Source organism: Streptococcus mitis (assembly GCF_001281025.1).
In the GTDB taxonomy this organism is placed as follows: Bacteria; Bacillota; Bacilli; order Lactobacillales; family Streptococcaceae; genus Streptococcus; species Streptococcus mitis_AK.
This window is the reverse complement of sequence record NZ_CP012646.1, coordinates 1,613,510-1,633,548: the sequence shown is the minus strand read 5'-3', so window position 1 is coordinate 1,633,548 and position 20,039 is coordinate 1,613,510. Positions and strand designations below refer to the sequence as shown.

General features: G+C 42.5%; 17 protein-coding genes. 15 read left to right on the top strand and 2 right to left on the bottom strand.

Annotated features, from left to right (window positions below; all coding sequences use genetic code 11):
• The first annotated feature begins 13 nt into the window (after positions 1 to 13).
• The gene (gene alaS, locus RN80_RS07995) at positions 14 to 2,632 is read left to right on the top strand and encodes an alanine--tRNA ligase (protein ID WP_060628577.1); all 2,619 of its coding nucleotides are present in this window, start codon (positions 14 to 16) and stop codon (positions 2,630 to 2,632) included.
• A gap of 90 nt (positions 2,633 to 2,722) precedes the next feature.
• Here the strand turns inward: alaS and RN80_RS07990 are convergent, their stop codons facing one another.
• Positions 2,723 to 4,177, bottom strand: a complete 1,455-nt coding sequence (locus RN80_RS07990) for an alpha-amylase (RefSeq protein ID WP_060628576.1) — start codon at positions 4,175 to 4,177, stop codon at positions 2,723 to 2,725.
• Positions 4,178 to 4,354: 177 nt separating this feature from the next.
• Between RN80_RS07990 and RN80_RS07985 the strand changes: the two genes are divergently transcribed.
• The 3 genes from RN80_RS07985 (at position 4,355) to RN80_RS10215 (ending at position 7,054) form a co-directional block, all read left to right on the top strand.
• A complete protein-coding gene (locus RN80_RS07985) occupies positions 4,355 to 5,104 on the top strand; it encodes an ABC transporter ATP-binding protein (RefSeq protein ID WP_060628575.1) in 750 nt (249 codons plus the stop codon).
• Entirely contained in the window at positions 5,085 to 6,722 is a 1,638-nt protein-coding gene (locus tag RN80_RS07980; protein WP_060628574.1) for a hypothetical protein, read from the top strand. The genes RN80_RS07985 and RN80_RS07980 overlap by 20 nt, the downstream gene beginning before the upstream one ends.
• Before the next feature lie 71 nt (positions 6,723 to 6,793).
• Positions 6,794 to 7,054: a hypothetical protein gene (locus tag RN80_RS10215; protein ID WP_080998532.1), complete on the top strand. Its 261-nt coding sequence runs from the start codon at positions 6,794 to 6,796 to the stop codon at positions 7,052 to 7,054.
• A gap of 225 nt (positions 7,055 to 7,279) precedes the next feature.
• Here RN80_RS10215 and RN80_RS07975 read toward each other — a convergent pair whose 3' ends face one another.
• Entirely contained in the window at positions 7,280 to 9,397 is a 2,118-nt protein-coding gene (locus RN80_RS07975) for an LTA synthase family protein (protein WP_060628772.1), read from the bottom strand.
• A 149-nt stretch (positions 9,398 to 9,546) separates the two neighbouring features.
• Here RN80_RS07975 and RN80_RS07970 point away from each other — a divergent pair, with 149 nt between their 5' ends.
• The 11 genes from RN80_RS07970 to RN80_RS07920 all read left to right on the top strand — a co-directional run bounded on the left by RN80_RS07970 (position 9,547) and on the right by RN80_RS07920 (position 19,947).
• Complete coding sequence (locus RN80_RS07970) at positions 9,547 to 10,710, top strand: class I SAM-dependent rRNA methyltransferase (protein WP_060628573.1); 1,164 nt, start codon at positions 9,547 to 9,549, stop codon at positions 10,708 to 10,710.
• Positions 10,707 to 11,384 carry a type I 3-dehydroquinate dehydratase gene (aroD, locus tag RN80_RS07965; protein ID WP_000767758.1) on the top strand — a complete coding sequence of 226 codons (678 nt, stop codon included), beginning with the start codon at positions 10,707 to 10,709 and terminating at the stop codon, positions 11,382 to 11,384. Before RN80_RS07970 ends, aroD begins: the two co-directional genes overlap by 4 nt.
• Positions 11,374 to 12,228: a shikimate dehydrogenase gene (locus RN80_RS07960; protein WP_045611294.1), complete on the top strand. Its 855-nt coding sequence runs from the start codon at positions 11,374 to 11,376 to the stop codon at positions 12,226 to 12,228. The genes aroD and RN80_RS07960 overlap by 11 nt, the downstream gene beginning before the upstream one ends.
• Positions 12,229 to 12,246: 18 nt before the next feature.
• Entirely contained in the window at positions 12,247 to 13,314 is a 1,068-nt protein-coding gene (aroB, locus tag RN80_RS07955) for a 3-dehydroquinate synthase (protein ID WP_045611295.1), read from the top strand.
• A 9-nt stretch (positions 13,315 to 13,323) separates the two neighbouring features.
• Entirely contained in the window at positions 13,324 to 14,490 is a 1,167-nt protein-coding gene (gene aroC, locus RN80_RS07950) for a chorismate synthase (RefSeq protein ID WP_060628572.1), read from the top strand.
• Between the two features lie 9 nt (positions 14,491 to 14,499).
• Positions 14,500 to 15,603, top strand: a complete 1,104-nt coding sequence (locus RN80_RS07945) for a prephenate dehydrogenase (RefSeq protein WP_060628571.1) — start codon at positions 14,500 to 14,502, stop codon at positions 15,601 to 15,603.
• Positions 15,604 to 15,613: 10 nt separating this feature from the next.
• Positions 15,614 to 15,952, top strand: a complete 339-nt coding sequence (locus tag RN80_RS07940) for a YlbF/YmcA family competence regulator (protein WP_060628570.1) — start codon at positions 15,614 to 15,616, stop codon at positions 15,950 to 15,952.
• Between the two features lie 90 nt (positions 15,953 to 16,042).
• Entirely contained in the window at positions 16,043 to 17,326 is a 1,284-nt protein-coding gene (gene aroA, locus RN80_RS07935) for a 3-phosphoshikimate 1-carboxyvinyltransferase (RefSeq protein ID WP_060628569.1), read from the top strand.
• Complete coding sequence (locus RN80_RS07930) at positions 17,319 to 17,795, top strand: shikimate kinase (protein ID WP_049493367.1); 477 nt, start codon at positions 17,319 to 17,321, stop codon at positions 17,793 to 17,795. The genes aroA and RN80_RS07930 overlap by 8 nt, the downstream gene beginning before the upstream one ends.
• Entirely contained in the window at positions 17,792 to 18,640 is an 849-nt protein-coding gene (pheA, locus tag RN80_RS07925) for a prephenate dehydratase (RefSeq protein WP_049493369.1), read from the top strand. The genes RN80_RS07930 and pheA overlap by 4 nt, the downstream gene beginning before the upstream one ends.
• Positions 18,637 to 19,947, top strand: a complete 1,311-nt coding sequence (locus RN80_RS07920) for an LCP family protein (RefSeq protein ID WP_060628568.1) — start codon at positions 18,637 to 18,639, stop codon at positions 19,945 to 19,947. The genes pheA and RN80_RS07920 overlap by 4 nt, the downstream gene beginning before the upstream one ends.
• Positions 19,948 to 20,039: the final 92 nt, after the last annotated feature.

The following is a 20,039-nucleotide window of genomic DNA, read 5'->3' as shown; positions in this document are numbered from 1 at the left end:
ATAAGGAGACAATATGAAACAACTATCTAGTGCACAAGTACGCCAAATGTGGCTTGATTTCTGGGCGACCAAAGGTCACTCAGTAGAACCATCAGTGAGTTTGGTTCCTGTAAATGACCCAACTCTTTTGTGGATCAACTCTGGGGTAGCAACCCTTAAGAAATACTTTGACGGGACCATCATCCCTGAAAATCCCCGTATTACCAATGCGCAAAAGGCTATCCGTACCAATGACATCGAAAACGTAGGGAAAACTGCTCGTCATCATACCATGTTTGAAATGTTGGGGAACTTCTCTATCGGGGATTACTTCCGTGACGAAGCGATCACTTGGGCTTATGAGCTTTTGACAAGCCCTGAATGGTTTGATTTTCCTGCTGAAAAACTATACATGACCTACTATCCAGATGATAAAGATTCTTATAACCGCTGGATTGAAGTGGGAGTGGATCCAAGTCACTTGATTCCAATCGAGGACAACTTCTGGGAAATCGGTGCAGGACCTTCTGGACCAGATACAGAAATCTTCTTTGACCGTGGAGAAGCCTTTGACCCAGAAAATATCGGTATTCGCCTGCTTGCAGAAGATATCGAAAACGACCGTTACATCGAAATCTGGAACATCGTTTTGTCACAATTTAACGCAGATCCTGCTGTTCCTCGTAGCGAGTACAAGGAATTGCCACATAAGAACATTGATACGGGCGCTGGTTTGGAGCGTTTGGTAGCCGTTATCCAAGGGGCTAAGACTAACTTTGAAACGGACCTCTTCATGCCAATCATTCGTGAAGTGGAGAAATTGTCTGGTAAGGTCTATGACCAAGATGGCGATAACATGAGCTTCAAGGTTATCGCTGACCACATCCGTTCTCTTTCATTTGCCATCGGTGATGGTGCCCTTCCAGGAAATGAAGGTCGTGGTTATGTCCTTCGTCGTCTTCTCCGTCGTGCTTCTATGCATGGTCAAAAATTGGGTATCAACGAGCCTTTCCTTTACAAACTCGTTCCAACTGTTGGAAAAATCATGGAAAGCTACTATCCAGAAGTGCTTGAGAAACATGACTTTATTGAGAAAATCGTTAAGAGCGAAGAAGAATCATTTGCGCGTACTCTTCACTCAGGTCAACACTTTGCCCAAGGCATTGTAGCAGACTTGAAAGAAAAAGGTCAATCTGTCATTGCTGGTTCAGATGTATTCAAACTTTATGACACTTATGGATTCCCAGTTGAATTGACTGAAGAAATCGCTGAAGAAGCTGGGATGACTGTGGACCGTGAAGGATTTGAAGCAGCCATGAAAGAACAGCAAGAGCGTGCGCGTGCCTCAGCTGTCAAGGGTGGCTCAATGGGGATGCAAAATGAAACCCTTCAAAACATCACTGTAGAAAGTGTCTTCAACTACAATGCTAGCCAATTGTCTTCTAAATTGGTGGCTATCGTGGCTGACAATGCAGAAGTAGAAGCTGTGTCAGAAGGAACTACCTCTCTTATCTTTGCGGAAACGCCATTCTATGCTGAAATGGGTGGACAGGTCGCTGACCATGGACAAATCTTGGATGAGTCAGGTAAGGTTGTGGCTACTGTGACAAATGTTCAAAAAGCACCAAACGGACAAGCTCTTCATACAGTTGAAGTCCTTGCACCGCTTGCCTTGAACCAAGAATATACCTTGGCAATCGATACAAATCGTCGTCACCGTGTCATGAAAAACCACACTGCGACTCACTTGCTTCACGCTGCCCTTCACAATATCCTTGGAAGCCATGCAACTCAGGCAGGATCTCTTAATGAAGTTGAATTCCTCCGCTTTGACTTTACCCACTTCCAAGCAGTGACTGCTGAAGAATTGCGCGCGATTGAACAGCAAGTCAACGAGAAAATCTGGGAAGCTCTTGAAGTGAAGACAGTTGAAACGGATATTGACACTGCCAAGGAAATGGGAGCTATGGCCCTCTTTGGTGAGAAATACGGCAAGGAAGTCCGTGTTGTTACTATCGGTGACTACTCTATCGAGCTTTGTGGGGGTACCCACGTTGGCAACACTTCTGAAATTGGCCTTTTCAAGATTGTCAAAGAAGAAGGTATCGGATCAGGAACTCGCCGTATTTTAGCAGTGACTGGTAAGGAAGCCTTTGAAGCCTACCGTGAACAAGAAGACGCTCTTAAAGCTGTCGCAGCAACCTTGAAAGCACCTCAAGTCAAGGAAGTACCTCACAAGGTAGAAGGACTTCAAGAACAACTTCGTCAACTTCAAAAAGAAAATGCTGAATTGAAAGAAAAAGCCGCAGCGGCTGCTGCAGGCGATATCTTCAAGGAGGTTAAGGAAGTCAACGGTCACCGTTACATTGCTAGCCAAGTATCTGTATCTGACGCTGGTGCCCTTCGTACTTTTGCGGATAACTGGAAACAAAAAGACTACTCTGATCTTCTTGTCCTAGTTGCTGCTATCGGTGACAAAGTCAATGTTCTTGTAGCAAGCAAGACAAAAGACCTTCATGCAGGAAATCTTGTCAAAGAATTGGCACCAATCGTCGATGGACGTGGTGGTGGTAAACCAGACATGGCCATGGCAGGAGGAAGCAACCAAGCTAAGATCCAAGAATTGTTGGATGCAGTAGCAGGTAAATTGTAATCAAGTAAAGATCTATCCATTTGGTGGGTAGGTCTTTTTGACTACAAAAAAGCCAAATCCGTTTGGATCTGGCTTGATAATCATTGGCAATTAGATTGTATTGGCTGCCCAGACACTTACCGAAGCAGTTGAGACTGGAAATTGTCCATAACCTTCCTCATCAATTGTAACTTGACCTAGGTGGTTTTCAAGTAAATCTACAAAGGTTTGGTTAGCCCATTCTTGGCCGACAAACATTGATTTGCTGTTTTCTTGGTCATTTGAAATCAAGACTGCGATTGGGGATTGATTTTCAGCGCCTGAGCGTACCCAACCAATACAGTTAGGATCATCAAAGTAGTCATTTTGTTCTCCATAAGCCAAATCTTTTCGGATAGCTAGGAGGCGGTCAAGGACTTCTTTGAAATCTTGCTGAGCATACTGCCCTGAAATCCCATAGTAGTCTCCGTAAAAGACACATGGAAGGCCGTCTTGGCGTAATAGAATGAGGGCATAGGCTGCTGGTTTGAACCATTCTTCAACAGTAGACTCAAGAGCCTGACCACGTTGGGTATCGTGGTTGTCGACAAAGGTTACAGCCTTGTAAGGTTTGAGTTCAACCAAGCTATCTGTGAAAATACCACGAAGGTCATAGTTTGCGCCAGCTTGACTGGCTTCAAAGAGATTCTGGTGGAGACGAACATCAACAAGGTCGAATCGTTCTTCCGTTTTTTCAAGATAGTCTAGATTGGCTTCCTTGTCAGGATTCCAAAATTCACCAAAAACATAGAAATCCTCACCGTATTTTTCCTTCATATCACGGATAAAATTGCTCATGAAGAAAGAGTCAATGTGTTTAACGGCATCCAAGCGGAAACCAGCTACACCAGTCGTTTCCATGAACCAGTCAGCCCAGTCATAGATATTTTGGATGACTTCAGGATGTTTAAAGTCTAGGTCGGCATACATGAGGTAGTCATAGTTACCGTTTTCATTATCGACCAATTCCTCATTTGCCCACCCCTTGTTGTCTCCTTGAATCAGATAAATCCCAGACTTTCGGCGTTTGGCATCATAGTCTGTACCGGTGAAGTGGTACCAGTGCCAGTGGAAGTCATTGTAGGTATCTTGGCGACCATCGAAGGTAAAGCTAGTCCAGCCATTGATGGTGAAGGGTTCCCCAAGTTCAACTGTACGGTCTACAGGATCCACTTCAATAACCTGAAAGGCTTCCATGTGATCAGCAGCAGCCTTGTGATTGAGCACCACATCGGCCATAGGTTGAATTCCCTGTGCTTTTAGGGCTTGAATGGCTTGAAGATAGTCCTCTTTAAAACCATACTTGGTGCGGACAGTTCCTTTTTGATTAAACTCTCCTAAGTCGAATAAGTCATAGACCCCATAACCTACATCTTTTTCATTGGTTGCCTTAAAAGCTGGTGGCATCCAGACGTGGCTAATCCCCAGATGAGCTAGGTGTGGAGCATCTTCAGCCAGACGCGTCCAGTGCTGACCATCGTGGGGCAGATACCATTCAAAGTATTGCATGAGTGTTTGATTTTGCATGATGTTTCCTCTTACTTGTCAATCTTGTTCTTTATTCTATCATAAAGTATCGGTTAGCTCAAACGTTTGCGTAAAACTGAATAATAAGTTTTTGACTATTTTATATAAAATGTTGATTTTTAAAATGAAAGCGCTATAATTATAGTAAATTACATAGATAAAGAGAGGAGATTTCTCATGATTGAATTTCAAAATGTTAGTAAGTTGTATGGTGATAAAGAGGCTTTGAGCAATCTCAATTTGCAGATTGAAAATGGGGAGATTATGGGCTTGATTGGCCATAATGGGGCTGGAAAATCGACCACTATAAAATCCCTAGTCAGTATCATTTCGCCCAGCAGTGGTCGTATTTTGGTGGACGGTCAGGATTTATCGGAAAATCGCTTGGCGATCAAACGGAAGATTGGCTACGTAGCAGACTCGCCTGACTTATTTTTACGCTTAACGGCCAATGAATTTTGGGAATTGATTGCTTCATCCTATGATCTGACTAGCTCTGACTTGGAAGCTAGTCTAGCTAGGCTATTGAAAATTTTTGATTTTGCTGAAAACCGCTATCAGGTCATTGAAACTTTTTCTCACGGAATGCGTCAGAAAGTCTTTGTCATCGGAGCACTCTTGTCCGATCCTGATATTTGGGTCTTGGACGAACCCTTGACTGGTTTGGATCCCCAGGCTGCCTTTGATTTGAAGAAAATGATGAAGGAACATGCACAAAAAGGGAAGACAGTCTTGTTTTCAACTCATGTCCTAGAGGTAGCTGAGCAAGTCTGTGATCGGATTGCCATTTTGAAAAAAGGGCATTTGATTTATTGTGGTAGCGTAGAGGACTTGAGAAAAGACCATCCAGACCAGTCTTTGGAAAGTATCTACCTTAGCCTTGCTGGTAGAAAAGAGGAGGTTTCAGATGCGTCTCAAGGTCATTAAAAAATTAGTGGATATCAATATCCTCTATTCATCTCAAGAAGCTAATCTGGCTAACCTACGAAAGAAGCAGGCTAAGAATCCTGGGAAAAAAGTAAATGCTTCCGCTAGAGTCCTAAGTTCTTACATTTTTTCTAGTCTCTTGACGCTCTTAATGTTTATAAATATAGCCTTTCGTTTTCCTTTTGAGGAAATGCCAAGTTTTTTTAGTACGATGGTTGCTATTTTACTGGTGCTTGCCTTTTCAACTTCTTTCACTGCATTTTACAATGTCTTTTATGAGAGTAAGGACCTGGCCTCCTATAGGCCCTATGCCTTTAAAGAATCAGAGATTATAATGGCCAAAGGTCTGTCTGTCCTCTTGCCAGCTCTAGCTGGAATTGTACCAATCCTAGCTTATTTTCTAGTCCTCTACATTAGGCTAGCACCTTCTCTTTGGTTGGGTTTGCCTTTGATGCTACTGTCCTTGACCTTATTATTTGTCTCTGTTACTTTAGTGATGGTAGTGGCAGTACATTTCTTGGCTCAGACTACGGTCTTCAGAAAGTATCAGTCTATTTTTTCGAATGTGATGATTGGGATAGGAGTTCTCATACCTTTAATATTTGTCTTCTTTCTACAGTCGACTTCTGGACGTATTGTTGACAAAGTTAGAGACATTCCATTTCTCCTTTATCCTCTTCATCTCTTTTACAAAATAGCAGTGGAGCCTTTTTCGACAGAAGCCATCCTGGGTCTGCTCGCTTGGATAGGACTAACTCTCTTCTTGCTTTACTTGAGTAAAAAGAAGGTTTTTCCTCGTTTTTATGACGTGATTCTGCTTAATAGTGAGGAGAAGGTCAAAAAAGAACGTCGCAATAAGGAGAGAATTTCAACTACTAATAAAAAGGGCTTTTTCCGTATGGTTTTACGCTACCACCTCACCCTCTTGGGACAGGGAACTGGTGTGATTACAGTGCTTTTTACAAGTGCTTTCCTTCCTTATCTCATGATGATTGGTCTGATTTCCAACATCCGAGATTCTCAGATAGTTCCAGACATTCATCCTCCATATTGGTTACCCTTGTTTTTTATAGCTCTCTTTATAGCAGTTGTCAATAACAATATCACCAGCCTGCATTCAATTGCCTTGTCCTTGGAGAGGGAAAATGTTGATTTTCTGAAGAGTTTACCCTTTGACTTTGCTCGTTATGTGAAAGTGAAATTTTGGATTATATTTGCTGTCCAGTCCTTTTTACCAGTCCTGACTTTACTTGGCCTTTCTCTATATCTAGGCTTGCCCATCTTTTCGATGATTTATCTTCTTGTGGCATGGATCCTTGCCAGTGTCATCCTTTCTTGCCACAATTACTTTAAGGACGTGAAAAATCTGTCAACTAATTGGAGTAGCATTACGGACTTGGTGAACCGTTCAAATCGTATAGTAGCAATTGTTTTAATTTTGGTTTATAGTGCAATCTTAATGGCCCTTGTAATAGGGAGCTTATTCTTGGTTCAGTCTCTCTCCACTATCCTTGCCATTAGCTTGGGAGTAGGAGCTCTTATCCTTCTGCTTGGTCTTGCTATTTTTGGATATCATTACTACCTGTCACGCATATTGACGGAAATAGAAAAAAGATGAGATAGTTGGTCGCTTGCTTGATAAATTCAATTCGACAAACGCTTTTATAGTTTGTTAGAATGTAGTTGTAAATGATTAAGATTGGTAATCAAAAATATATAGGGAGGAATGTTTTGAATAAGAAATATAATATAGTTCTATTATTGTTGTTTATAGTTTATTTATTTGGATATTTTTCAATTTCAAAAACGTTAATTCCTATAATGTGTGTGATCCAAGTATTTTTGATAGAACATATATTTAGATTTCGAAATAGAATTATGCAGATAGGTGAAATTATAATTATTGTTGCTTCTATAATATTATTTATTGATAGTATATTGAGTTTGTAACAGAAGGCTTTTCTATAAAATCAAATTTTCCAGATACCTGCCGAAGCTGATTTATATCCTCATATTTCTTCTACTATCTTCGTCACTAAATTTGACAGACATATATTGCTGATACAACCTCTCTACTTACAATCTCGCAGTTAACCTGAGGCCAGTTTCCTCTTTGATTTTCGTTGAATTTTATTTTATAAAAAGAAATGCTCCTCCACGATGGAAGAGCATCTTTTATTGTGATTTTGATTCAGTTTCTGCAGACTCTGGATGGAGTTCTTGGTAACTTGGTGCCTTGAAAAGGTCAGCACTGGTTTTACCTTGTCGTTGGCTAAAGAGACTGGTTGATTGACTACCTTTTTCCTGCTCAATCTTTTGCAGAATTGGTAAAGAATTGAGGTAAGAAATACTTTCTGTATCAACTTTTCCAAGATGCTCTGCTTGGTAGAAACGTATCAAATCACCAGTTTGAATTTGGTCGCTGATTTTCAGCTGTTGGCTGGCTGCCTGCCGAACGATTTCTAGTTCAGTCTGAGCTTGTTCATCAAGATTACTGATTTCAAGACCACTCTCAGTATAGTAGGTTCGTCCGTCGTAGCTGGTATATTTGGGTGTGACGAAGGAATTAGCAGTCCGAAAGGCAACGATTTCTTGATGATCTGGAGACAGAAGATCTTGTCCAACTTGAAGGAAGGAATTGGACTCAATACCAAGGAGGTGTTCGAGAGTCGGTAAGATATCGATTTGTCCACCGTAGGTATTGATGATTTGTCCTTTTTCATAGCCAGGCATGACCACCATAAAAGGAACTCGTTGCAACATGGCATTGTCGTAATTCGACCAGTTCTCAGAAGTCTTGCCAATCAAGGGAGCCAGGTCAGGATTGCGGGAGTTAGAAATTCCATAATGGTCTCCGTAGATGACGATGATGGATTTTTCATAGAGGTCACTTTCTTTGAGATAGTCAAAGAAGGCCTTGATAGCACTATCCAGATAGTTAGCTGTTTGGAAGTAGCCGTTGATTGTTTCATCTTTGGTCTTAGCCAGTGGGAAACCAAGCTCATCGCCTGTTAGATTGCTAGCATAGGGATAGTGATTGGACACTGTAATATACTTGGCATAAAAAGGCTGCTGCAGGTGCTCCAGATATTGGATAGAATCTTTCATCATGATTTTATCATTTAAACCATATTGGAAAGAATTGCTACTGTCTTGCTTGGTAAAATAGGAAGCATCAAAGAAGTATTGGTAGCCCCATTGTTTGTAGGTTGTATTTCGATTCCAGAAGGTCCCGATATTACCGTGAAAGACTGCACTTGATTGGTAGCCATTTTTTGATAGGATAAAAGGCGCAGCCTGCTGGGTATTGGTACCTCCATAGTTGACCATGAAAGAACCTTGGTCAAGTCCAAACAAGCCGGTTTCTAGCATGGTTTCTGCATCTGAGGTTTTACCAGCCTTGACTTGGTTAAAGATATTCGAAAAGGCTAGGGTTGATTGCGAATGGTAGAGGGAATTAAGGAAGGGAGTGACTTCATGATCAGTTCCATCTATGTTGAGTTTATAGTCCAGTAGGAACTGCTGGAAACTTTCCAAGTGGAGATAAATCACATTTTTCCCTTTGGCAAGGCCAAAATAGTCTGGATTGGGCTTAGCAGAATGCTCTTGAATATAATCTGTAATAGGTTGAAGGTCGGTCTCAGAAGCCTTAGCACGTTCTTTGTTGGCGCTGTAGGATTGGTTGGCACTATAGCCCAAAAAGGCTGGCAAACTAAGGGCGCGGACAACATAATAATTAGAAAATCCTCGCGATAGGAGATCAGGACGTTCGATTTCAGCCAAGAAAAGGTTAGCTGAAAAGAGCAGAGCCGAGAGAGCAGTGATAGCAACACTGGAGCGGAATTTGAAAGGTCTCCTATCCAGCTGGATGATCTTTTTATAGAGAAGATAAGCCAGCAGTGGGAAATCCATAAAATAGATGAAATCCCAAAAACGCAGTAACTCTAGTTCTGCAGTACCAACAGATACCTTACTGACCACTTTCATGGTATTGGCCGTGATAAAGTCACTAAATTCTCGATAGTAAAAGACATTGGAATAAAGCCAAATGAATAAAAGGCTGTAAATAGCTATACTAAGACTGTAAAAGGTCTTGGTTGAGCGAGCATAGAGAGCTAGAGCCAGCAGGAGGAGTCCCAAAGGAAGGGGGTTGAAAAAGGCGATAAAGGCAAGGTAATTTCCCTGCAATTTGCCTACTTGAATATCTAAATTAAAGTCAACGGTATAGGCTAGTAAGGTCTTGAGCCAATAGAGGATTAAAAGGGTTAGGACAAAACCCAGTCTGGTACCCATGGCTTTTTGGATTTTGTTAAAATTGATTCTCACACAATTACTTCCTAAGTTTTTATTAGTATTAGTATACCATTTTTTAAAACTAGAGTAAAAAAGCAAGGGTAGTTTCTTTTTTGAGAATTGTCACAAAATTTGCTATAATAGGGACTATGAATAGAATAAGAGTCAGCAAACGGGTTGAAAAGAAGCTCGCTAAAGGGCTAGTTTTACTAGAAGCCAGCGATCTTGAGAATATCAATCTCAAGGATCAGGAAGTAGAAGTCTATCGTCAAGAAGGAAACTTTCTTGGGACTGCCTACCTTTCTCAGCAAAACAAGGGCTTGGGTTGGTTTGTCAGCAAGGACAAGGTGGCCTTCAATCAAGCTTTCTTTGAAGCACTGTTTAGACAAGCAAAAGAAAAGAGAAGTGTCTACTATCAAGATGAATTGACAACTGCCTTTCGTCTCTTCAACCAAGAGGGAGATGGCTTTGGCGGTCTGACAGTGGACCTTTATGGCGACTATGCTGTCTTTTCTTGGTATAACTCTTATGTTTATCAGATTCGCAAGGTTATCTCAGAAGCCTTTAGACAGGTTTTTCCTGAGGTTTTAGGGACCTATGAGAAGATCCGCTTTAAGGGTTTGGACTATGAATCAGCCCATGTTTATGGTCAAGAAGCACCTGACTTTTTCACTGTTTTGGAAAATGGTGTCTTGTATCAAGTCTTTATGAATGATGGCTTGATGACAGGGATTTTCCTAGACCAGCATGAGGTTCGTGGTAGTCTGGTTGACGGTTTGGCTATGGGCAAATCCTTGCTCAATATGTTTTCCTACACAGCAGCCTTTTCAGTAGCTGCGGCCATGGGAGGAGCAAGTCAGACAACTTCGGTTGATTTAGCCAAACGTTCACGAGAATTGTCTCAAGCACATTTTCAGGCAAACGGAATCAGTACAGACGACCATCGTTTTATAGTCATGGATGTCTTTGAGTATTTCAAGTATGCCAAACGAAAAGGCTTGACCTATGATGTGATTGTCCTAGATCCGCCTAGCTTTGCTCGGAACAAAAAACAAACGTTCTCTGTGGCCAAGGATTATCACAAGTTGATTTCCCAGAGTCTTGAGATTTTAAATCAGGGAGGGATTATCATTGCCAGTACCAATGCTGCCAATGTATCCCGCCAGAAATTTACAGAACAAATTGATAAAGGCTTTGCAGGAAGAAGTTACCAGATTTTAAATAAATACGGTCTTCCAGCAGATTTTGCCTATAATAAAAAAGATGAAAGTAGTAATTACCTCAAGGTGATTAGTATGAAGGTTAGTAAATGAAATTAATCGTTTCAGTAATGCCAAGAAGTTTAGAGGAGGCTCAGGCTCTGGATGCCACGAGGTATCTGGATGCCGACATCATTGAATGGCGTGCCGACTATCTGCCTAAAGAAGCGATTTTGCAGGTGGCTCCAGCTATTTTTGAAAAATTCGCAGGCCGTGAGTTGGTTTTCACTCTGCGAACTCGCTCTGAAGGGGGAGAAATCGACCTTTCTCCAGAAGAATATATCCATCTAATCAAGGAAGTGGCGCAACTCTATCAACCAGACTATATTGATTTTGAGTACTACAGCTACAAGGATGTTTTTGAAGAAATGCTGGACTTCCCAAATCTTATTTTGAGTTACCACAATTTCCAAGAAACACCTGAGAACATGATGGAAATCTTGTCAGAGTTGACGAGCCTAAATCCAAAACTTGTTAAGGTTGCGGTGATGGCTCACACGGAGCAGGATGTGCTAGACTTGATGAACTATACACGAGGCTTTAAAACCCTCAATCCTGAACAGGAATATGTGACCATTTCTATGGGCAAGGTGGGCAAGGTATCTCGTATCACTGCGGATGTGACGGGTTCTAGCTGGTCTTTTGCTAGTCTAGATGAGGCTAGTGCTCCTGGGCAGATTTCCTTAGCTAACATGAAAAAAATTCGGGAGATTTTGGATGAAGCTTGATGGCTATACACGTTTAGCTGCCGTTGTTGCTAATCCTATTAAGCATTCTATTTCCCCCTTTATTCACAATAGTGCCTTTGAGGTGACAGCTACCAATGGTGCTTACGTGGCTTGGGAGATTGAAGCGGCTGACTTGGAAGTCACAGTGGCTAATATTCGTCGCTACCAGATGTTTGGCATCAATCTGTCCATGCCCTATAAGGAGCAGGTGATTCCTTATTTGGATGAGATGAGCGACGAAGCGCGCTTGATTGGTGCGGTTAATACGGTTGTCAATGAGAATGGCAATTTAATTGGATATAATACAGATGGCAAGGGATTTTTTAAGAGCTTGCCTTCTTTTACAATTACAGGTAAGAAGATGACCCTGCTGGGTGCAGGTGGTGCGGCTAAATCCATTTTGGCGCAAGCTATTTTGGACGGCGTCAGTCAGATTTCGGTCTTTGTTCGTTCAGTTTCGATGGAAAAAACAAGACCTTATCTAGACAAGTTACAGGAGCAGACAGGTTTTAAAGTGGACCTGTATGCTTTAGAAGATGTTCCTGAACTGCAAGCAAGGATTGCCGAGTCGGATTTACTTGTCAATGCTACAAGTGTAGGGATGGACGGTCAATCATCTCCAGTTCCTGAAAGCATTGTCCTATCAGAAACTCTTTTAGTAGCAGATATCATTTACCAACCCTATGAAACGCCATTTTTGAAGTGGGCCAGAAGTCAGGGCAATCCAGCGATCAATGGCCTGGGAATGTTGCTATATCAAGCTGCAGAAGCTTTTCAACTGTGGACAGGAAAGGAAATGCCGACAGAAGAGATTTGGCAGTCCCTAACAGAAAAATACCAATAAAGAAAAGGAGATTCTCCTATGAAAATCAGAATCGATATTCCTCATCATCCTTATGATATTCAGATTGAAAAAGGTTGTCTGGCTCAGGCTGGTCAATGGTTGCGAGAACTCTGGCAACCACAAAAAGTGGTTATCATAACAGACAACCATGTAGCCTCTCTCTATGCGGAGAAGGTCAAGCTCAGCCTAGAAGATGCTGGTTTTCAGGTAGCAGTTTTTGACTTTTTAGAAGGGGAAGAAAGAAAGAATTTAACCACTGTCCAGAAAGTCTATGAATTTTTAGTCAAGCAAGGTCTGACTCGTAGCGATGGAATCGTGGCTCTTGGTGGTGGTGTCGTTGGGGACCTGGCTGGTTTTGTAGCCTCTACCTATATGCGGGGCATTCATTTTGTTCAGATACCGACTAGCTTGACAGCCCAGGTGGATTCTTCTATCGGTGGAAAGACGGGTGTTAATACTCCATTTGCTAAAAATATGGTGGGTACCTTTGCCCAACCAGATGGGGTTCTGATTGACCCACTTGTTCTTGAAACCCTCGGAAAAAGAGAGTTGATTGAAGGAATGGGTGAAGTTATCAAGTATGGCTTGATTGAGGATCCAGAACTATGGACTCTATTGACGGAGCTGGATGGTTCTGTAGAGAGCATTCTGGAACATGCGGAGACTTTGATTGAACATTCTTGTCAGGTTAAGCGCAAGATGGTAGTTGAGGATGAGTTGGACAATGGTGTACGCCTTTACCTTAACTTTGGCCACACTATTGGTCATGCCATTGAAGCAACGGCCGGTTATGGAAAAGTCATGCATGGAGAAGCTGTGGCCATGGGCATGGTGCAGATTTCCAAGGTTGCTGAGAAAAAGGGTCTCATGCCAGCTGGCATTACCCAGTCCATCACAGAAATGTGTCAGAAATTTGGCTTGCCTGTTGACTATGAAAACTGGGATGTTGACAAGCTTTATCAGGCTTTGACTCATGATAAGAAGGCGCGTGGCAATACCTTGAAATTGGTCTTGGTGCCAGAGCTTGGTTCTGCAACCATCTACCCAGTTTCTCTGGAAGAGATGAAAGACTACTTGGTAAAATAAGGAGAGTGTATGAGATATTTAACTGCAGGAGAATCACACGGTCCCCGTCTGACGGCTATCATTGAAGGAATTCCAGCTGGACTTCCTTTGACAGCTGAGGATATCAATGGCGATCTTAAACGCCGTCAGGGTGGCTACGGCCGCGGTGGTCGTATGAAGATTGAGAGTGACCAGGTTGTCTTTACTTCGGGTGTTCGCCACGGGAAGACGACTGGAGCTCCCATTACCATGGATGTCGTCAATAAGGACCATCAGAAATGGCTGGATATCATGTCTGCGGAGGACATTGAAGAGCGACTTAAAAGCAAACGAAAAATCACCCATCCTCGCCCAGGACATGCCGATTTGGTTGGGGGCATCAAGTACCGTTTTGACGATTTGAGAAATTCCTTGGAGCGTTCATCAGCTCGTGAAACCACCATGCGGGTGGCAGTTGGGGCAGTAGCCAAACGCCTCTTGGCTGAGCTGGATATAGAAATCGCCAACCATGTCATAGTCTTCGGTGGCAAGGAAATCGATGTTCCTGAGAATATCACAGTTGCTGAGATTAAGGAAAGAGCTGCCCGGTCTGGAGTTTCTATTGTTAACCAAGAAAGAGAACAGGAAATCAAGGACTATATTGACCAAATCAAACATGATGGTGATACCATCGGTGGGGTTGTGGAGACAGTCGTTGGAGGTGTTCCAGTCGGCCTAGGTTCCTATGTTCAATGGGACAGAAAATTGGATGCGCGATTGGCCCAAGCAGTTGTTTCTATCAATGCCTTTAAAGGGGTGGAATTTGGTCTTGGCTTTGAAGCTGGTTATCGTAAAGGCAGTCAAGTCATGGATGAAATTCTCTGGTCTAAAGAAGACGGCTATACCCGCCGTACCAACAATCTAGGAGGATTTGAAGGTGGTATGACCAATGGGCAACCAATTGTTGTTCGTGGCGTCATGAAACCCATTCCTACTCTTTATAAACCTCTTATGAGTGTGGATATCGAAACCCACGAACCTTATAAGGCAACCGTGGAGAGAAGTGATCCGACCGCTCTTCCAGCAGCAGGTGTAGTCATGGAAGCCGTTGTTGCAACGGTTCTGGCACAAGAAATCCTTGAAAAATTCTCATCAGATAATCTAGAGGAATTAAAAGAAGCAGTAGCCAAACACCGAGACTATACAAAGAACTATTAAGGAGTTCCTATGGCAAAAACAGTCTATATCGCAGGTCTTGGATTGATTGGAGCCTCCATGGCCCTAGGTATCAAACGCGATCATCCAGATTATGAAATTTTAGGTTATAATCGCAGTCAAGCTTCGAGAGATATCGCCTTGAAAGAAGGCATGATTGACCGTGCAACGGATGATTTTGCTAGTTTTGCTCCTCTTGCGGATATCATCATTCTCAGCTTGCCAATCAAACAAACCATTGCTTTCATTAAGGTATTGGCCAACTTGGACTTGAAAGAAGGGGTCATTATTTCAGATGCTGGTTCGACCAAGTCAGCCATTGTGGATGCAGCGGAGCAGTATTTGGCTGGCAAATCTGTTCGTTTTGTCGGAGCCCATCCTATGGCTGGTAGTCACAAGACAGGGGCTGCCTCTGCGGACGTCAATCTTTTTGAAAATGCTTATTATATCTTCACGCCTTCGAGCCTGACAAGTCCTGACACACTTGAGGAAATGAAGGATCTGCTTTCAGGTCTTCATGCTCGTTTTATCGAGATTGATGCCAAGGAGCATGATCGAGTCACTTCTCAGATTAGCCATTTTCCTCATATTCTGGCTTCCAGTCTTATGGAACAGACTGCTGTTTATGCTCAAAAGCATGAGATGGCAAGACGCTTTGCGGCGGGTGGTTTTCGAGATATGACTCGAATTGCGGAAAGTGAGCCAGGTATGTGGACTTCCATTCTCTTGTCCAATCGTGAGACTATTCTAGACCGCATTGAGGATTTCAAGGAACGGTTGGAAGCGATTGGGCAAGCCATCAGCAAGGGAGATGAAGAGCAAATCTGGAACTTTTTCAATCAAGCGCGTGAGCAACGTCAGGCCATGGAAATCCATAAGCGTGGTGGAGTGGATAGCTCTTATGACCTCTATGTCGACGTTCCCGATGAAGAAGATGTTATCCTGCGGATTTTGGAACTGCTACGTGGAACTTCCTTGGTTAATATTCACATCAATGAGGAAAACCGTGAGGATATTCACGGGATTCTACAAATTTCATTTAAAAATGCTCAAGACTTGGAACGAGCCGAGCACCTCATAACAGAAAATACCGACTATACAGTCGTCATTAAATAAGGAGAAAATCATGTCAAATATTTATGATAGTGCAAATGAACTCAGTCGCGGTCTACGCGAATTGCCAGAATACAAGGCTGTTAAAGCAGCTAAAGATGCTATTTCAGCAGATGTTGAGGCAAGCAAAATCTTTACAGAATATGTTGCCTTTCAAGAGGAAATTCAAAGATTAGCGCAGACAGGTCAAATGCCAGACGCTTCCTTCCAAGCGAAGATGGAAGGTTTTGGCAAGCAGATTCAGGGGAACAGCCTCTTGTCAGAATTCTTTACCAAGCAACAACAATTGGCAATTTACCTTTCTGACATTGAAAAAATTGTTTTTGAACCAGTTTCAGAATTGCTAAAATAAGAAAAGAACTATCATAAAGTCAGAAATTTTAAGGAATTTCTGGCTTTTTATGATAAAATAAGTAAAAGTATTGCAAGTATGAGGTCCAGTATGAAACTAAAAACAAACATTAGCCACTTACACGGCAGTATCCGAGTTCCAGGTGACAAGTCTATTAGCCATCGGTCCATTATCTTTGGAAGTTTGGCTGAGGGTGAGACCAAGGTTTATGATATATTACGTGGCGAAGACGTCCTTTCGACCATGCAAGTCTTTCGTGCCCTTGGTGTTGAGATTGAGGATAAAGATGGGATTATTACCATTCAAGGTGTGGGCGTGGATGGCTTTAAAGTCCCACAAAATGCCCTTGATATGGGAAATTCTGGCACCTCGATTCGCCTGATTTCAGGTGTTCTTGCTGGTGCAGACTTTGAAGTAGAAATGTTTGGAGATGACAGTCTTTCCAAACGACCTATGGACCGTGTGACTCTTCCACTGAAAAAAATGGGCGTCAGCATTTCGGGACAAACTGAGCGAGACCTTCCTCCCCTTCATTTAAAAGGGACGAAAAACCTAAGACCTATTCATTATGAGTTGCCAATTGCCTCTGCTCAAGTCAAATCAGCCTTGATGTTTGCAGCCTTGCAGGCCCAGGGGGAGTCTGTAATTATCGAAAAAGAGTGCACCCGTAATCATACTGAAGATATGCTGCAACAATTTGGTGGTCATTTAAGTGTGGACGGTAAGAAAATCACAGTCCAAGGGCCACAAAAATTGACAGGACAGAAGGTGGTCGTACCAGGAGATATTTCCAGTGCAGCCTTTTGGTTGGTCGCAGGTTTGATTGTTCCAAATTCTCGTGTAGTGCTGAAGAATGTTGGTATTAACGAAACGCGTACAGGTATCATCGATGTCATTCGTGCTATGGGTGGAAAACTAGAAATAACTGAAATTGACCCAGTCGCTAAATCTGCTACCTTGATTGTTGAGTCTTCTGACTTGAAAGGAACAGAGATTGGTGGCGCTTTGATTCCACGCTTGATTGATGAATTGCCCATTATTGCTCTTCTTGCTACCCAAGCACATGGTGTAACAGTTATCAAGGATGCTGAGGAACTTAAGGTCAAGGAAACAGACCGCATTCAGGTTGTGGCAGACGCTTTAAATAGCATGGGTGCGGATATCACACCTACAGCAGATGGAATGATTATCAAAGGAAAATCAGCCCTTCACGGTGCTAGAGTCAATACTTTTGGAGACCATCGTATCGGCATGATGACAGCTATCGCGGCCCTCTTGGTTGCTGATGGAGAGGTGGAGCTTGACCGTGCTGAAGCTATCAATACCAGCTATCCTAGCTTCTTTGATGATTTGGAGAGCTTGATTCATGGCTAAGGTGTTATTAGGCTTTATGGGGGCTGGAAAATCGACTATTGCAAGAGGATTGGATCCAGATTATCTCGATATGGATGCTCTGATAGAGAAGCGCTTAGGCATGTCCATTGCGGAATTTTTCTCGGAAAAGGGAGAAGAATCCTTTCGTCAGATAGAGTCTGAAGTCCTAGCTGATTTACTACAAAGAGATCAAGTTGTGTCAACTGGTGGAGGAGTGGTTATTTCTCAGAGAAATCGCAACTTACTCAAGACCAATTCTGATAATATCTACCTAAAAGCTGATTTTGAAACCCTCTACCAACGCATAGCAGCTGATAAGGACAATCAGCGCCCGCTTTTTCTAAATAATAGCAAGGAAGAATTAGCAGATATTTTCCAAGAAAGACAGGCTTGGTATGAGGAAGTAGCTAGTCGGGTTTTGGATGTGACCAAGCTAAGCCCAGAGGAAATTATAGAGGAACTGAGATGAAAATTGCTTATCTAGGTCCCAAGGGATCATTTTCACACCACGTTGTGCAGACAGCTTTTCCTCAGGAGGAATTGCAGGCCTTTGCCAATATTACAGATGTCATCAAGGCCTATGAGCAAGGCTTGGTGGACTATTCTGTGGTGCCAGTTGAAAATTCTATCGAGGGTAGTGTTCATGAAACCTTGGACTATCTTTTTCATCAGGCTCGCATTCAAGCAGTGGCAGAAATCGTTCAGCCTATTCATCAGCAGTTGATGGTGATTCCAGGTCATACTAAGATTGAAAAGATTTTTTCACATCCACAGGCCTTGGCTCAAGGAAAGAAATTCATCGATGAACAATATCCAGAGGCCCAAATCGAGGTAACAGCTAGTACAGCTTATGCGGCCCGCTTTATTTCCGAACATCATGACCAGCCTTATGCAGCCATTGCACCAAGAAGTTCTGCCGAAGAATATGGCTTGGAATTAATTGCCGAGGATATTCAGGAAATGGAAGCCAATTTCACACGTTTCTGGGTTTTAGGAGCTGAAAAGCCTTCTATTCCCTTGAAAGCACAAACTGAGAAAATGAGTTTGGCCTTGACCTTACCGGACAATCTTCCAGGTGCCCTTTACAAGGCTCTTTCGACCTTTGCTTGGCGAGGAATTGACCTGACAAAAATTGAAAGTCGTCCACTCAAGACAGCGCTAGGCGAATACTTTTTCATTATTGATGTGGATTATACTGATAAGGTCTTGGTCCACTTTGCCCAAAAAGAACTAGAAGCGATTGGAATCCAGTATAAAGTACTGGGCGCCTATCCTATTTATCCAATATCAGACCATGGAAAGGAGAGAAGATGAGTAAAGAAAATCCCTTAAGCCATCACGAGCAGTTGCGTTATGACTATCTTTTTAAGAACATTCATTACCTCAATGAGCGAGAGAAAAAAGAGTTTGCTTACCTGCAAGGTAAGTTAAATATGGCTAGCAGTAGTAAAGCTTCTCCAGAAATTTATAATGAAAATCACGATATGGAAGAGTCTTTCATGGAACCAGTCAATCAGTCTCCTCTTCCATCCTATGGTAACCGTAGTCGTGCAAAAAAATATCAGAAAAGTTATCCTCTTCCAAAGGTTAAGTCCAAAAAACGTAAGATTCGTTGGGGGCGCATTTTTGCAGGATTGCTTGCCCTTCTAGCCTGTGTCGGTTTTGGCATGATTTTTATGTTCCTAAAAGGTTATTCAAATGCTGATCCAAACAAACCTGCCAATGCTAAGGCAGCTCAAGTAGAAGTTTTTCATGGTCAAGATACCAAGGATGGGGTTAATATCTTGATTATGGGAACGGATGGACGGATTGGTCAGAACAGTGCTGAGACGAGAACGGACTCGATTATGGTTCTAAACGTTGGTGGCTCAGATAAAAAAATCAAGCTGGCCAGCTTCATGCGTGACAATTTGGTTTATATAGACGGTTATAGCCAAGTCATTAACGGTAGAAAGCAATCCGATAATAAGTTGAATGTGGCCTATGAGTTGGGGGAACAAGAAGGCCAAAAAGGGGCAGAAATGGTTCGCCAAGTATTGAAAGATAATTTTGACTTGGATATTAAATATTACGCTTTGGTAGATTTTCAGGCCTTCGCAACCGCTATTGACACTCTCTTCCCTGATGGGGTGACGATTGATGCCAAATTCTCAACCTTAGAAGGTCAACCTTTAACCGAAGCTACGGTGGGAGATGACTTACATGCTACAGAAACAGAGTCTCCAACCCAGACGATTAAAGTTGGGAAACAGCAGATGAACGGTTCAACCTTGCTAAATTATGCTCGCTTCCGTGATGATGACGAAGGTGATTATGGTCGTACCAAGAGACAACAGCAAGTATTGACAGCTGTTCTGCAACAACTCAAGGATCCAACCAAACTCTTTACTGGATCAGAAGCACTTGGTAAGGTCTTTGGCATGACCTCTACGAATGTTTCCTATAGTTTCTTATTGACCAATGGATTATCCTTCCTAGATGGAGCGCAAAATGGCATTGAGAGATTAACAGTTCCAGAACTAGGTGATTGGGTCGATGCCTATGATGTTTATGGAGGCTTGGGCTTGCTGGTCGATCAAAATAAATATCAAACCAAGCTCGCTCAAATGGGAATGAGATAAGTTAAGACAGAAAAATCAAAGTTTGAAGGCTATGTATCCAGCAGTCAGGCTTTGATTTTTTACAGTCTGCAATAGATTTTCACCCCTTATTT

What these genes read in the sequence shown, in the direction of transcription:
- aroB (WP_045611295.1), top strand. Translation starts at nt 12,247, where the DNA reads ATGAAAATCAGAATCGATATTCCTCATCATCCTTATGATATTCAGATT.
- RN80_RS07930 (WP_049493367.1), top strand. Translation starts at nt 17,319, where the DNA reads ATGGCTAAGGTGTTATTAGGCTTTATGGGGGCTGGAAAATCGACTATT.
- aroC (WP_060628572.1), top strand. Translation starts at nt 13,324, where the DNA reads ATGAGATATTTAACTGCAGGAGAATCACACGGTCCCCGTCTGACGGCT.
- RN80_RS07980 (WP_060628574.1), top strand. Translation starts at nt 5,085, where the DNA reads ATGCGTCTCAAGGTCATTAAAAAATTAGTGGATATCAATATCCTCTAT.
- alaS (WP_060628577.1), top strand. Translation starts at nt 14, where the DNA reads ATGAAACAACTATCTAGTGCACAAGTACGCCAAATGTGGCTTGATTTC.
- RN80_RS07985 (WP_060628575.1), top strand. Translation starts at nt 4,355, where the DNA reads ATGATTGAATTTCAAAATGTTAGTAAGTTGTATGGTGATAAAGAGGCT.
- pheA (WP_049493369.1), top strand. Translation starts at nt 17,792, where the DNA reads ATGAAAATTGCTTATCTAGGTCCCAAGGGATCATTTTCACACCACGTT.
- RN80_RS07920 (WP_060628568.1), top strand. Translation starts at nt 18,637, where the DNA reads ATGAGTAAAGAAAATCCCTTAAGCCATCACGAGCAGTTGCGTTATGAC.
- RN80_RS07990 (WP_060628576.1), bottom strand. Translation starts at nt 4,177, where the DNA reads ATGCAAAATCAAACACTCATGCAATACTTTGAATGGTATCTGCCCCAC.
- RN80_RS10215 (WP_080998532.1), top strand. Translation starts at nt 6,794, where the DNA reads ATGATTAAGATTGGTAATCAAAAATATATAGGGAGGAATGTTTTGAAT.
- aroD (WP_000767758.1), top strand. Translation starts at nt 10,707, where the DNA reads ATGAAATTAATCGTTTCAGTAATGCCAAGAAGTTTAGAGGAGGCTCAG.
- RN80_RS07960 (WP_045611294.1), top strand. Translation starts at nt 11,374, where the DNA reads ATGAAGCTTGATGGCTATACACGTTTAGCTGCCGTTGTTGCTAATCCT.
- aroA (WP_060628569.1), top strand. Translation starts at nt 16,043, where the DNA reads ATGAAACTAAAAACAAACATTAGCCACTTACACGGCAGTATCCGAGTT.
- RN80_RS07940 (WP_060628570.1), top strand. Translation starts at nt 15,614, where the DNA reads ATGTCAAATATTTATGATAGTGCAAATGAACTCAGTCGCGGTCTACGC.
- RN80_RS07975 (WP_060628772.1), bottom strand. Translation starts at nt 9,397, where the DNA reads ATGGGTACCAGACTGGGTTTTGTCCTAACCCTTTTAATCCTCTATTGG.
- RN80_RS07970 (WP_060628573.1), top strand. Translation starts at nt 9,547, where the DNA reads ATGAATAGAATAAGAGTCAGCAAACGGGTTGAAAAGAAGCTCGCTAAA.
- RN80_RS07945 (WP_060628571.1), top strand. Translation starts at nt 14,500, where the DNA reads ATGGCAAAAACAGTCTATATCGCAGGTCTTGGATTGATTGGAGCCTCC.